Here is a 13,246-nt window from a genome sequence, read left to right on the forward strand (position 1 = left end):
ATTCAATAATCCTGAATCAACACTTCAGTAGGGATACGTAATTGTGTATTTAGCTTTCTAATCATGTCCAAAGTCAGCTTGCGCTTCCTGTTCATTATTTCACTGACTCGGCTTTTAAAACCAATCATTTCCACCAAGTCCTTTTGTTTCAATCCCATTTGTTCCATTCTAAAATTGATGGCAGTAATTGGATCAGGCATTCCGATAGGGAAATTTTCATTTTCGTAGCTGTCGATTAAAATTGCCAAAATCTCCAGTTCGTCACCTTCTTTTGTTCCTCGTTTCGCATCAAAAATCACTTCGAGTCTCTCGAGTGCCTTTTTATAATCTTTTTCGTTTCTAATTGGTGAAATGTCCATATCAAATTTCGTTTGCGTTAATCTTATCATATTCAGCGTGAGTTCCGATGAAACGTATCCATGCGAGTTTGTATTCAAAGTTGAATTTTACAATCAGTCGATAATCATTCCCTTTGATGTTGAACACAATTCGGTTGTCCTTTAAAATACTAGCGCTGGGATAGTCGCTTCTCAGTTCGTTTATGGAAGCCCAATTAGATTTTTCTGTTTCACGATACCACGCTTTTAATTGAAATTCGCAGTCACCGTGTTTTTCCCAAAAATCCCTTAAGGTTCCACGCGAAAATATTTTCACATCAATTTTTTTTACTCAAAATTACAACGAATGTTACCAAAACGGGAACATTTGACGATCTTTTTTTCATTCGGGGCAACGGTTTCGGCTATGCGTAGTGCGGGATTTCAAGGCACTTCACTGTCCGCTCACCGAAAAGTTTGTTTAATGTAATTAATGTCAAATCAGCACTTTCGCCCGCATTACGTATAGCCAATGTTAGCGGTAGTGTTTTCTTTATTTCTTATCCAAATTCTATTTCTTTTCCTTTTACGTGCTCGAAAAATATTCCGTTATCATAAACCAAATTTCCGTTCACAAAGGTCTGTTTGATTTCCGTTTGAAAAGTCGTTCCTTCCAATGGTGACCAACCACATTTATAAAGTAAATTATCTTTAGTTACTGTCCATTTCCTATTCAAGTCAACCAATGTCAAGTCGGCATAATATCCTTCTCTTATAAACCCTCTTTTGGTCATCTTGTAAAGAATCGCTGGATTATGACACATCTTCTCAATTATTTTCTCTAATGAAATGAGGTTTTGTTTGTAAAATTCCAACATACAATTCAAAGAATGTTGAACCATTGGTGCTCCTGACATTGACTGAAAGTAAGGTTGCTCTTTTTCTTCCAATGTATGTGGTGCGTGGTCTGTTGTAACAATATCAATTCTGTCATCAACTAGAGCGGTCAACAAGCCCTGTTTGTCTTGTTCGGTTTTAATGGCAGGATTCCATTTAATCAGCATTCCCAATCGGTCATAATCTTTGTTAGTAAACCATAGGTGGTGAACAGAAACTTCTGTCGTGATTTTTTTCTCTGTTAAGGGAATATCATTTTGAAACAAGTGTGTTTCAGCTTCTGTGGTCAAGTGCAAAATATGTAATCGAGCATTGTGTTTTTTAGCCAATTCAATTGCTCTCTTGGTTGCTTCATAACATCCTTCGCTGCTTCTAATAACTGGGTGATATTGAGCTGGTATGTTCTCTCCAAACTTTTCTTTATAAATCCTTTCGTTTTCTTCTACAATTACTTCCTTTTCTGAATGAATGGCAATTATTGACTTGCAGTTAGCAAACAGTTTTTCCATTGTCTCTGGATTGTCGGCAAGTAGATTTCCTTTTTTTGTAAAGTACAAGCCGTCATCAGAAACACCAATAAATTGGCTTGTGTCGGTCTTAATTACTTCATCAATGTTTTCTCCGTTGACACCAAGAAAAAACGAGTAATTCGCTAAAGACTTTTTGGAAGCGATTTCAAACTTTTCTCTTAGGCTCTCTACAGTTAATATATTTGGGACTGTATTTGGCATATCAATAAAGGAAGTCACACCGCCTGCAATCGCGGCTTTACTTTCGGTATATAAATCTCCTTTGTGCGTGAGTCCTGGGTCTCTGAAATGCACTTGTCCGTCAATGATTCCTGGGAACAAGTGTTTTCCTGTTCCATCAATTACTTTTTGGTTCGGGTCAGGTTCAATATTTCCAATTTTTTGAATCAGTCCATCTGACAAAAGAACATCTGAAATAAATGATTTTCCTTCATTCACAATGGTTGTATTCTTTATTAAAATGCTATCGTTCATTGTTTAATTAATGGTCTTTATGTCGAGTGGTTTTACATTACCGCTAACGTATGCTAACGCTCACAAAAATGAGCGATATATTTCATATAGTTTAATAAAAGTGAGCGATAGCCGACCAATATGGCGGTATAACGCTCACTTATTAAAGCTAAGGATCTAGTTCCAAATTGTCCAAAGGTGATTGTATTTTTTCCCATCCTTTATGTGTAATATGAGTATATCCCGATAGCTATCGGGATCAGTTGTTTGACTTGAGTTATGTCCCAATAAGACTTGGATATACCTTAGGTCTACTCCTTTTTCTAACAAATGCGTTGCGAAACTGTGACGTAAAGAATGAAGTGTTATTTTTTTGTCAATTCCAGCACTTCTTACAGCTTTAGAAAATACACTTCTGAGACTTGTAGTACTGTAAGGCCCTCCCGATTGACCTTCAAAGAGATAAACCTTTGGCCGGTATTTCTTAAAATATTCCCTAAGTACGCCGAGCGCTTTCTGAGAGAGGATCGTTACGCGGTCTTTCTTGCCTTTGCCACCTCTTACAAACACACGCATCTGCTCGCTGTCAATTATCAGGAGCCTTTGTCCTCTTTAGATCATTGGAAAATGGCTCTTTGGTTGCCATGGCGACGCGAACAAAGTGTTGAGATCCTTCAATTGGGTCTTGCCAATCTCAACCAAATAGCGCAGAACTCAAGTAGCGATCCCCTCTATCACAAACAATATGCACTATCAAGCCTTCATCAATTTCATCGGCAATTTTCAAGGCAGCGGTCAGCGCACCTCCTGAGCTCATGCCAGCCAGCACGCCCTCATTTTTGGCTAACCATCGGGTTTGTGCGGTAGCCTCTTCTTGGCTGACATCAATGACCCGATCTACTCGCTCTCTTTCGAATATTTTGGGTAAAAACTCTGGCGACCAACGCCGAATGCCAGGAATGCTTGACCCATCCGTCGGTTGCGTGCCCACGATCTGAACCTGAGGGTTTTTCTCCTTGAGATATCTAGAAACGCCCATAATGGTGCCGGTTGTGCCCATGGCGGAAACAAAATGGGTTACTTTGCCTTGCGTATCTCTCCAAATTTCAGGACCCGTGCTTTTGTAATGTTGTTTCCAGTTATCGTCATTCCCAAATTGATTGAGTAAATGAAAGCCTTCTTCTTTCGCCATGTGCTCGGCGAGGGTTCTGGAGTATTCAATGGTTTTTGCAGCAGGGGTAAGGATCACTTTCGCTCCATAGGCTTCCATGGCGAGTATGCGTTCTCGGGTGGAGTTATCTGGCATGATGAGGGTCATCTCGACACCCATAATGCTCGCGATCATGGCCAAGGCGATGCCCGTATTGCCACTAGTGGCTTCGACAAGTCGATCACCTGTTTTGATCTCTCCCCTGTCCAAGGCTCCTTTGATCATGCCATAGGCCGCACGATCTTTCACGCTACCTCCTGGGTTATTCCCTTCGAGTTTTCCGAAAATCCGTACACCGGGTTTCAGTGCCAAGGTCTGGTATTCGACCAGCGGTGTATTCCCAATCAATGCGTCTAATGTCATGTGCTTTGGCCTTTATAGATGATAGTGTCGATATCGCCTGCCGTATTGGTCATTTGTGCTTTGTAATAGACCTTGCTTTCTGCCGGTACACTTTGTGTGAGCCACACATTGCCACCGATCACTGAATGTTTGCCAATGGTCGTTTGGCCACCCAGAATGGTGGCTCCAGCATAGAGCACGACGTGATCTTCAATGGTAGGATGTCGTTTCTTCTCGGCGTCTTTCTTTTCTACACTAAGCGCACCCAATGTTACGCCTTGGTAGATCTTGACATGATCTCCGATTATGGTCGTTTCTCCTATGACGACACCTGTTCCATGGTCGATGCAGAAGTGGCGCCCGATCTGAGCTCCCGGATGAATATCTATCCCCGTTTTGCTATGGGCGTGTTCTGTAATTAACCGAGGAATGAGCGGTACACCCAATTGATAGAGTTCATGTGCAATGCGTTGAGCCGCAATGGCATAAAATCCGGGGTAGGTGCGGATCACCTCTTTTTTAGATTTGGCCGCAGGGTCTCCGGCTAGCAATGCCTCAACATCCTGATCGAGCTTACTCAAAAGCTCAGGCAATCGATCGAAAAGCAATCCGGCGATCTCTTCGGGTTGACGGCTGAGTTCAATCGGTATATGCGATAAGATCTGTTCCAATTCCAGTTGGATGCCTTCGATGTGCAGGGCAAACTCTTTGGCACTGGTGAACTTTTCTTCGGCGAGGTCAGGGAATAGGCTTCCTAAAAGGCTGTTGAACCATTCAGAAACCACACGCTGCGGAGGGCAAGTGGGACACTCTTGTTGTCGCTGGAATAATGTATTGATGAAGGCTCTATCCATGGAAGGTGGTAACAAAAAAACCGAAGGCTAAGTTTCTGAATTCAGCTTTATCAGAGGTTACTCCTCTTTAGGACAAATTCTTGCATTAACGCAATAAGGCGTCGAGTACTTCGAAGGCTTCTTCCGTATCGCCGACAAACCGGTAAAGAATTTCCCCCTCCGGACTCAAAATGAATTTTGTAGGAAAACCCGCCACATTCAATTTTAATACGAGGTCTTGTGTGCCGTCTTTATCTAGAATTTGCTGCCAGTCATAGTTTTTTGGCGTAACAAATTCCCTGATTTTTTCCATGGTGTCTCCATTGTTCACTCCTAAAACCACCAATTGGTCTGCGTATTTTTCCTTGTATGCTTTCACCTTTGGCATTTCGCCAATGCAGGGTGCGCACCAAGTTCCCCAGAAGTCAATGAGTACATATTTTCCTCTTAGGTCATTCAGTTCGAATCGGGTGCTGTCCAAAGTGGCCGTTGTGGTGAAATTCGGCATGATCTTTCCCACCTGAGTCGACTCAATCCCTTCCACCCGTAAGTCGACCGCATCATAGAAGGTGTAGTCGGCTAACTGCTCATCCAGCCCTTTGAATAAGCTGATGGCTTCTTCTTGAGTCACCTGACTTCTCACCATCATATCGGATAAGTACCAGGCAGCTGCCTGGGAGTTGGTGTTTGTACGGACAAATTCTTTTTTCATGTTGAGTACTTGACTGTCTAAGGCCGCCATTTTGGCCTGAAGCTGTACAACCATTGGGTCGCTTTCGTCAAGTTGATTGATCTCCAATTGAAGGTTGATCGACTCATTCATTAGCGGAAATATGCGTCGGTTGATACTTGCCAATTCGTCGTTGGCTTTGGTGCCGGAAGGGTAGGCGTCGATGAAGTCTTTGACCTGTCCCGTAAAGGTGATTTGATCTCCCGGGCTGGCTAGAAACGCGAATTGGCTGGATTTCGCAGGGTAATACCCTCTTCCTGAGCGTTTGATGGTGCGTTCGACATTGGGCCAAAAAATAATGTGCGTAGCCTCTTTGATCTTTCCGGTGTACGTGAATTGATCGTTTTTGACAAGTACTGAATCGCTCACTCTTTTGCCTTCTTCATTACGATAGCCATAGGACATGTAGTCGGTGTCGAGGCCTTCGACAGTACCGCTGACGGTAAAAGTGTCAGCTGCTTCTTTTGATTCTGGGGAACAACCTATAGCCGTAGCAAAAACTAAGGCAAGTAGACTTGCTTGGATCGATATAGTTTTCATTCATACTAAGTTAGGAAAGCTTTTGGTTAAAAGCTGAAGGATCTTTTGGTCGGTCGTTTCCTTGAGATACCCTACCTCGAAAATGAGCGAAATGGGCGTTTGATTGAGCTAAAGAAACATGCTCTTCGGTTAAGAGAACCTTCTTTTGCCTTCCATAAAGCGTCGGCGATCACCACGATCAGAGCGTTTCATTAAAAAATAGAACAAGGGTCCCACCAAGAACATAAAGAACAGAGGCAGGTCTCGCATGCGTTCAGTTGTTCCACTTCTTGCACTTTTGACCTTTCGGTAATGCAGCAAACTGATGGAATAAATCACCCAGGTGAATGAAACAATGGCGATTAAAAGCGTGCTACTCATGTATTGAATGTACGCATTGTTGATGACAATAGTTCAATGATCCGGATCGAATGAGGCCAAAGCTCTATAGACCAGCTCATTGGCCGTATTCTGAAAGCTCGAGCCAGCGCAGCTCTTTTGCGTCCAATTGTTCGGTTAACGATTCAATTTCGGTTGAGATACTGATGAGTTTTTCGTGATCAGTTTCTTGATTCAATCGCTCGATGAGTTTGGCCTTTTCTTGCTCAAGAACAGGCATTTCTTTCTCCAGGCTGTCAAGCTCTCGCTTTTCTTGATAAGATAGTTTCCGCTTTTCTGTTGCCTTTGGAGCTTCTTTTACCGTCGATTTCTTTTTGTCCGTCGACTTGGGTTGGTCGGTTAGTGAAGCCCGCCAATCGGTGTAATTGCCGGGGTAATCTTTGACCAGTCCTTTTCCTTCAAAAACAAAAAGGTGGTCTACCAAACGATCCATGAAGTAACGATCGTGCGAAATGATCATAATGGAGCCTTCGAAATTTTCGAGGTAATCCTCTAAAATGTTCAAGGTCAAAAGATCAAGGTCGTTGGTCGGTTCATCAAGGATCAGGAAATTCGGGCTTTTGATCAGGATCTGAAGTAATTGCAAACGCCTTTTTTCTCCACCACTCAGAATACTAATGGGCTTGTATTGTACTTCTGGTGGAAAAAGAAATTGGGTAAGGAACTGACTGACGCTAATGGTTCTGCCTTTGCCTACTTCAACTACCTCGGCAATAGATTTGGCAAAATCGATGACTTTTTGTTGTTCGTCGAAGTTGGGTTCAATTTGCCGATAGTATCCAAACTTGGTGGTCTCTCCTTTAATGACCTCACCGGTGGTTGGCGATAACTCCTTTTGCAATAATTGAATAAAAGTAGTTTTGCCGCTGCCATTCGGGCCCACGATACCTACCTTTTCCTTTCGCTGAAAGATGTAGCTAAAGTCTTTGATCAACAGGTCCTGGTTGTACCCAAAACTGAGGTCTTCCACCTCTAAGATTTTCTTGCCTTGTCGAGCGGCCTTAGCACCCAATTGAAGTTCACCGTCTTTTTGAGCGCTAAAGGCCTTTTGCTTGGTATCTTCAAAAGCATCAACACGGTATTTGGCCTTTGTTCCTCTGGCTTTGGGTTGCCTTCGTATCCAGTCAAGTTCCTTGCGGTAATGATTCTTTGCTTTGTCAATGCTGCTGGCCTCTTGAGCTTGTCGTTCTGCTTTTTTCTCTAAGAAGTATGAGTAATCGCCCTGATAGCTGTAGAGATGACCCTTTTCAAGTTCAACGATATGATTGGTGACCTTTTCGAGGAAATAGCGATCGTGCGTGACGAGAATCAAGGCCATATTAGCCGTGCTGAGATAGTTTTCCAGCCATTCAATGGTTTCGATGTCTAAGTGGTTGGTGGGTTCATCCAGTATCAGCAGGTCGGGTCGATGAATGAGGGCTTGGGCTAAGGCGACTCTTTTTTGCTGACCACCACTTAATGTGCTGACGTCTTGGTCAAGCTCGTGTAGGCCTAGCTTCCCCAGGATCTGCTTGGCTTGCGTTTCCAGTTCCCAAGCATTAAGCTCATCCATCTGGATCAACAAACGTTGCACTTCCTCGTGGTTTTCCTCACCAGCAAGGTTTTTGAGCATGGCTTTTTCGTAGTGTTTGAGGAGCTGATGGCTTGGGTCTTTCGCATCGAATACAGCGTCAAGAATGGATTGGCCGGCTTGAAATTCTGGGTTTTGTAAGAGGTGCCTGACCACAATTTCATTTTTGAAGACGACTGCCCCTCGGTCGGGACTTTCAAGTCCGGAAAGTATTTTAAGCAGTGTGGATTTCCCGGAACCGTTCACGCCCACGAGGGCTACTTTTTGGCCTTGCGCTACTCCGAAGGAGATGTCGTGTAAAATGGTGCGATCGCCAAAGGTTTTGGAAAGCTGTTCTACGGAAAGGTAATTCATGCGGTAAAGCTATTAAGTACTGAATGAATTGATGCCAAAGTGGCCAAGATTTATCTTGTTTCATTTTGACATAGCGGTTGGATTTTTATTCCCAATTTGAGAACAAACGTATAGTGAAATTATGTTTTTCAATCGGAATGACTCTATTTAGCCATTGGCATAAGAATTGAGTAGGTAATTATACCAATTGAAAAAGGAGGTATCATGAAAAAGAGATGGATTATTATTGGATTGGCTTTGTTGATGAGCGTTCAATTATCAGCACAGGAAGAGAAGTCTAAGAAAGAGTTACGACAAGAAAGAAAGGAGCTCAAAAATCAAGAGTTTTTGGCCAAGCAGGCTAGGGGCAAGGAGTTGCTAGAAGCGAAGGATTTTGTGTTAGAAGCCAACCTCTTGATCGGTAAGAAAGGGCAAACCGCACAAGCAACCTCTTCGATCAACTTCATTGCCATAAATGGAAGTCATATCCACATGCAATTGGGAAGCGCGGCCGGTTTGGGATGGAACGGTGTAGGAGGGATCACTTTTGAAGGGGAAATGAATTCCTATGAGTTGTACGAAGATGATAAATCTGATCGTGTGGGTGTTAGGATCCGTTACAGTAGCATCTACAGCCGCGACATCATTACCATCGATCTTTCGATCAACGGAGAACGGGCGACTGCTCGGGTGGTGAGTGAGGGCCGAATCTTAACCATGCAAGGGGCTTATTTGAGCCGAAGTGAATCGAATGTTTTCGTTGCTCAGAACTTTCTGATCAGGAATTAGAGCAAATTGAAAAGTATAAAAAAAGCCCACCTCAAGATTAAGGTGGGCTTTTCTTTTTTTCTGATCGTTTATTTCACTTCCGTGATGATCTGTTCAGGACTTTCTTCCAATTCCAGTTCGATCGCTTCGGTATTGACGTGTAGGTCAGTACCTTCTTCTGCATAAATCTCACCTAAAATAGGAGCGATCACTAAACCTACCAAACAGGTCAATTTGATCAAGATGTTCATGGACGGACCAGAAGTATCTTTGAATGGATCACCTACTGTATCTCCAGTTACCGCTGCTTTATGGGCATCAGAACCTTTAAAAGTCATTTCACCATCAATTTCAACACCTGCTTCAAACGACTTTTTGGCATTGTCCCAAGCACCACCGGCGTTGTTTTGGAAGATGGCCCAAAGCACACCTGAAACCGCAACACCAGCCATGTAAGAACCCAAGGCTTCAGGTCCCATGATGAAACCGATCAAGATCGGGAATATGATCGTGATCGCACCCGGAAGCATCATTTCGCGAATAGAGGCTTTGGTTGAGATCTCCACACACTTGTCGTATTCTGGTTTTCCAGTTCCTTCTAGAATACCAGGGATTTCTTTGAATTGGCGTCTTACTTCCTTCACCATTTCCATGGCTGCTTTACCCACTGATTCCATCGCCAAAGCGGAGAAGATCACGGGTACCATGCCTCCTATGAATAATGCTGCCAAGACGTCAGCTTTGAAGATATTGATCCCATCAATACCTGTAAAGGTTACGTAAGCGGCAAACAAGGCCAAGGCAGTCAAGGCTGCTGAAGCGATCGCAAATCCTTTTCCAATGGCTGCAGTTGTGTTTCCTACAGAATCGAGGATATCAGTTCGTGTTCTTACTTCTTCAGGTAATTCACTCATCTCGGCAATACCACCTGCGTTATCAGCGATAGGACCGAAGGCATCGATCGCTAACTGCATGGCGGTTGTGGCCATCATGGCTGAAGCCGCAATACCCACACCGTAAAAACCTGCTAATTCATAGGCTCCCCAGATAGCACCTGCGAAAAGTAAAATTGGGCCAAATGTTGATTTCATACCCGTTGCCAAACCGGCGATGATATTCGTTGCAGCACCTGTTGAGGAGTTTTGAATGATCGCCATAACAGGAGGCTTTCCTAATCCAGTGAAGTATTCCGTCATGTAGGAAATCGCTGCTCCAACAAATAGACCGACCAATACGGCTCCAAATACTCTCATGGAAGTGATTTCCACATTGCCTTCTCCAAATAAGGCCATGGTCATGGTCGAAGGCAATAACAAATCAATTAAGAAGTAACACGCAATTCCAGTCAGGAGGATTGAACCCCAGTTGCCCATGTTCAATGCTTTTTGCACTTCAGCTTCTTTTGCATCTTCATTGTTGATCTTGATCACCCAAGTACCCGCAATAGAGAAAAGAATACCAACACCTGCGATCACAAGAGGTAACAGGATAGGACCGATGCCACCAAATTGGTCATCGATAGAACCGCCCATGTCTCTAATCACGTAATTTCCTAATACCATAGAAGCCAAGACGGTAGCAACATAAGAACCGAATAAATCGGCACCCATTCCGGCTACATCACCAACATTATCTCCCACGTTATCCGCAATGGTCGCTGGGTTTCTTGGATCATCTTCAGGGATTCCTGCTTCTACTTTACCGACAAGGTCAGCGCCAACATCGGCTGCCTTGGTATAAATTCCTCCGCCAACACGGGCGAAAAGTGCAATGGATTCTGCTCCAAGAGAGAATCCGGCTAGGGCTTCCAATACCCAGGTCATTGCCACTGTGCTTTTTACATCAGCTAACATGCCATCGCCCATCGCCCATGTGCCTCCCATAAACCAGAAGAATAGGATGATGAAGATCAAGCTAAGGCCAAATACTGCTAAGCCAGCAACACCAAGACCCATTACCGTACCTCCCGTGAAAGAGACTTTCAATGCTTTTGATAAACTTGTTCTTGCCGCTTGCGTGGTGCGTACGTTGGCAGCGGTGGCTACACGCATGCCAATGTTTCCGGCGAGTGCTGAGAAGACCGCTCCGATCACGAAGGCTGCGACAATGAACCAATGCGTAGTTTCAACCAGCATGGAAATGACGCCTAATAAGACAGCGGCTACCACTACGAAAATGGCTAAAACTCTGTATTCAGCACTTAAAAAAGCCAATGCACCTTCTCTGATGTGATTGGCTAAACCTTTCATCTTATCATCTCCTGCATCTTGTGCATTGACCCATTTGAATTTGACTGCCATCACAAGCAATCCGATCAAGCCCAAGACAGGGACCACATAAATTAAATTAGACATATTCTAAAGTCGTTTTTTTAAAGATGCGCAAAGATAGTAGTCTAGCTAAGAAAACGAAAGAACATCAAACTGAATTAGTTAAACGAAAAAAGCCCAAGCAGTTTAATGCTCGGGCTTTGATGTATTTATTTGAAAATCAATTGCTTAGGGTTTTAGTGCCCCCATACCTCCATCTACACCAATGGTTTGTCCGGTAACCCAAGAGCTTCCTTCGGAGAGCAGGTACATGGCTGCATTCGCCAGATCTTGTGGTTGTCCATAGCGGCCGATCGGATGCCTTTTGTTGGAGGCTTCCTGCTTTTCTTCGGTCGATAAGATGCGCTCGGCCAATGGCGTGTCCGTCAATGATGGGGCTAGTACATTTACTCGTATTTGATGTTGACTCCATTCTGCCGCTACAGTACGGGCTAATCCTTCTATCGCTGCTTTTGAAGCTGCGATCGACGCATGGAAATTCATTCCTAGTTTTGCTGCGACTGTACTGAAGAGGACCACGGAGGCAGAATCAACAGCTTTTAAACTCCTAAATGCTCCTTGTAAGGTTTTGACAGCACCCAAGACGTTGATGTCAAAGTCTTGCTGGAACTCTTCCAATTTAAAACGATGAAAAGGCTTTAAATTGATTGTTCCCGGTGCATAGACCAAGCCGTGCAACTCGTCAGGTAAGAATGACCAATCAATGGATCCTGCCGTAATATCAACTGTATGATGTTCTACTTGCGAAAGCTCAGGAGCATTTCTGGATGCAGAGATGACGTGGTAGCCATCCGCCAACGCTTGTTCTGCGATGGTTTTTCCTATACCTGAACTTGCGCCTATGATCAATAAATTTCGCATTACTTCACTTTCTGGTTGATGTAGGTTAGAAATTCTTTTCTGGTCGCCTCTTCCTTGAATTTACCATGGAACTGGGCAGTGAGTGTTGAACTGTTCACATCTCGCACACCTCTCGAAGAAACGCAAAGGTGTTCTGCATCGATGATCACGGCCACGTCTTCTGTTCCCAAAATTTGCTTCAATTCATTGGCAATTTGTACCGTCAATCGCTCTTGTACCTGAGGTCTTTTGGCAAAGTACTCCACGATACGGTTGATCTTGGATAATCCAATCACCTGTCCATTGGAAATATACGCAACATGCGCTTTGCCTATGATCGGCACAAAGTGATGCTCACAGTTAGAATAGAACGTGATGTCCTTTTCAACAAGCATCTCTTCGTACTTGTACTTGTTATCGAAGAGGGCAATTTTAGGTTTGTTAGCTGGATTCAATCCACTAAAGATCTCTTTGATGTACATTTTGGCCACTCTTCTGGGAGTACCGCTCAAGCTGTCATCAGTCAAGTCAAGGCCCATGATCTCCATGATCTCATGGAATTTGTCCTCGATAAGATCCATTTTTAAGTTATCGTCCATGTCGAAAGCGTCGGCTTTCATTGGCGTATCGTATGAGGTGCCTACGTGCTCGTCACCTATTTCCTCTATGGTTAATCCATTAAGCTGGGTATTCAACATAATTTCTTTCAGTTTCGTAAAGGGTAATTTTTAAATCGTATTGAGGTTCTATTTTATCTCTCAAAATATTGTAAAACACAACTGCCATGTTTTCGGCAGTAGGGTTAAGGTCTTTGAATTCCTCTGTGTCCAAATTCAAGTTTTTATGGTCAAAACGATCCGTAATGTTCGCTTTGATCAAATCACTTAAGACCTTCATGTCGTATACATAACCTGTACCTGGGTCAGGCTCACCAATGACCTTGACGATCAATTCATAGTTGTGCCCGTGATAATACTTGTTGTTGCACTTACCAAATATTTGCTCATTCTGTTCGTCTGACCAATTCGGGTTATGCAGTCTATGGGCCGCATTAAAATGCTCCTTTCGGAAAACAGCTACTTTCATCAATGATTAGTTTAGATTGAGTAAGAAGTATGCTTACCACTTAATTTCAATACCTAACGAACATAACGTTATTTATTTTTGTTCAACTT

Annotated in this window: 14 protein-coding genes; 1 reads left to right on the forward strand and 13 read right to left on the reverse strand. The window is 43.5% G+C overall.

Annotated elements, in window-relative coordinates; genetic code table 11:
- Positions 1-2: 2 nt before the first annotated feature.
- From AC2D6U_RS02920 to AC2D6U_RS02960, 9 genes are all read right to left on the reverse strand, one after another.
- Positions 3-359, reverse strand: a complete 357-nt coding sequence (locus tag AC2D6U_RS02920) for a helix-turn-helix domain-containing protein (protein WP_484719441.1) — start codon at positions 357-359, stop codon at positions 3-5.
- A gap of 1 nt (position 360) precedes the next feature.
- Positions 361-654, reverse strand: a complete 294-nt coding sequence (locus AC2D6U_RS02925) for a type II toxin-antitoxin system HigB family toxin (protein ID WP_484719442.1) — start codon at positions 652-654, stop codon at positions 361-363.
- A gap of 223 nt (positions 655-877) precedes the next feature.
- Positions 878-2,218 (reverse strand): dihydroorotase, encoded by a 1,341-nt coding sequence (locus tag AC2D6U_RS02930; protein ID WP_044638090.1) that lies wholly within the window; start codon positions 2,216-2,218, stop codon positions 878-880.
- 156 nt (positions 2,219-2,374) lie between these two features.
- Positions 2,375-2,773 carry a tyrosine-type recombinase/integrase gene (locus AC2D6U_RS02935; RefSeq protein ID WP_484719443.1) on the reverse strand — a complete coding sequence of 133 codons (399 nt, stop codon included), beginning with the start codon at positions 2,771-2,773 and terminating at the stop codon, positions 2,375-2,377.
- 118 nt (positions 2,774-2,891) lie between these two features.
- Positions 2,892-3,770, reverse strand: a complete 879-nt coding sequence (cysM, locus tag AC2D6U_RS02940) for a cysteine synthase CysM (protein WP_484719444.1) — start codon at positions 3,768-3,770, stop codon at positions 2,892-2,894.
- Positions 3,767-4,603, reverse strand: coding sequence for a serine O-acetyltransferase EpsC (gene epsC, locus AC2D6U_RS02945; protein WP_484719445.1), 837 nt, complete (start codon positions 4,601-4,603; stop codon positions 3,767-3,769). Before epsC ends, cysM begins: the two co-directional genes overlap by 4 nt.
- 85 nt (positions 4,604-4,688) lie before the next feature.
- A complete protein-coding gene (locus AC2D6U_RS02950; RefSeq protein WP_484719446.1) occupies positions 4,689-5,852 on the reverse strand; it encodes a redoxin domain-containing protein in 1,164 nt (387 codons plus the stop codon).
- Between the two features lie 129 nt (positions 5,853-5,981).
- Complete coding sequence (locus AC2D6U_RS02955; RefSeq protein ID WP_484719447.1) at positions 5,982-6,212, reverse strand: hypothetical protein; 231 nt, start codon at positions 6,210-6,212, stop codon at positions 5,982-5,984.
- A 76-nt stretch (positions 6,213-6,288) separates the two neighbouring features.
- Entirely contained in the window at positions 6,289-8,154 is a 1,866-nt protein-coding gene (locus AC2D6U_RS02960) for an ABC-F family ATP-binding cassette domain-containing protein (protein WP_484719448.1), read from the reverse strand.
- Between the two features lie 204 nt (positions 8,155-8,358).
- Between AC2D6U_RS02960 and AC2D6U_RS02965 the strand changes: the two genes are divergently transcribed.
- Positions 8,359-8,922: a DUF4251 domain-containing protein gene (locus AC2D6U_RS02965; protein WP_484719449.1), complete on the forward strand. Its 564-nt coding sequence runs from the start codon at positions 8,359-8,361 to the stop codon at positions 8,920-8,922.
- A 68-nt stretch (positions 8,923-8,990) separates the two neighbouring features.
- Here the strand turns inward: AC2D6U_RS02965 and AC2D6U_RS02970 are convergent, their stop codons facing one another.
- From AC2D6U_RS02970 to AC2D6U_RS02985, 4 genes are all read right to left on the reverse strand, one after another.
- The gene (locus AC2D6U_RS02970) at positions 8,991-11,255 is read right to left on the reverse strand and encodes a sodium-translocating pyrophosphatase (RefSeq protein WP_484719450.1); all 2,265 of its coding nucleotides are present in this window, start codon (positions 11,253-11,255) and stop codon (positions 8,991-8,993) included.
- A gap of 144 nt (positions 11,256-11,399) precedes the next feature.
- On the reverse strand, positions 11,400-12,092 hold the full coding sequence (locus AC2D6U_RS02975) for an SDR family NAD(P)-dependent oxidoreductase (protein ID WP_484719451.1): 693 nt from the start codon (positions 12,090-12,092) through the stop codon (positions 11,400-11,402).
- The gene (gene folE, locus AC2D6U_RS02980; RefSeq protein ID WP_484719452.1) at positions 12,092-12,769 is read right to left on the reverse strand and encodes a GTP cyclohydrolase I FolE; all 678 of its coding nucleotides are present in this window, start codon (positions 12,767-12,769) and stop codon (positions 12,092-12,094) included. The genes AC2D6U_RS02975 and folE overlap by 1 nt, the downstream gene beginning before the upstream one ends.
- Entirely contained in the window at positions 12,750-13,157 is a 408-nt protein-coding gene (locus AC2D6U_RS02985) for a 6-pyruvoyl trahydropterin synthase family protein (RefSeq protein ID WP_484719453.1), read from the reverse strand. The genes folE and AC2D6U_RS02985 overlap by 20 nt, the downstream gene beginning before the upstream one ends.
- Between the last annotated feature and the right edge of the window lie 89 nt (positions 13,158-13,246).

This window comes from Roseivirga sp. YIW32, from assembly GCF_057219245.1.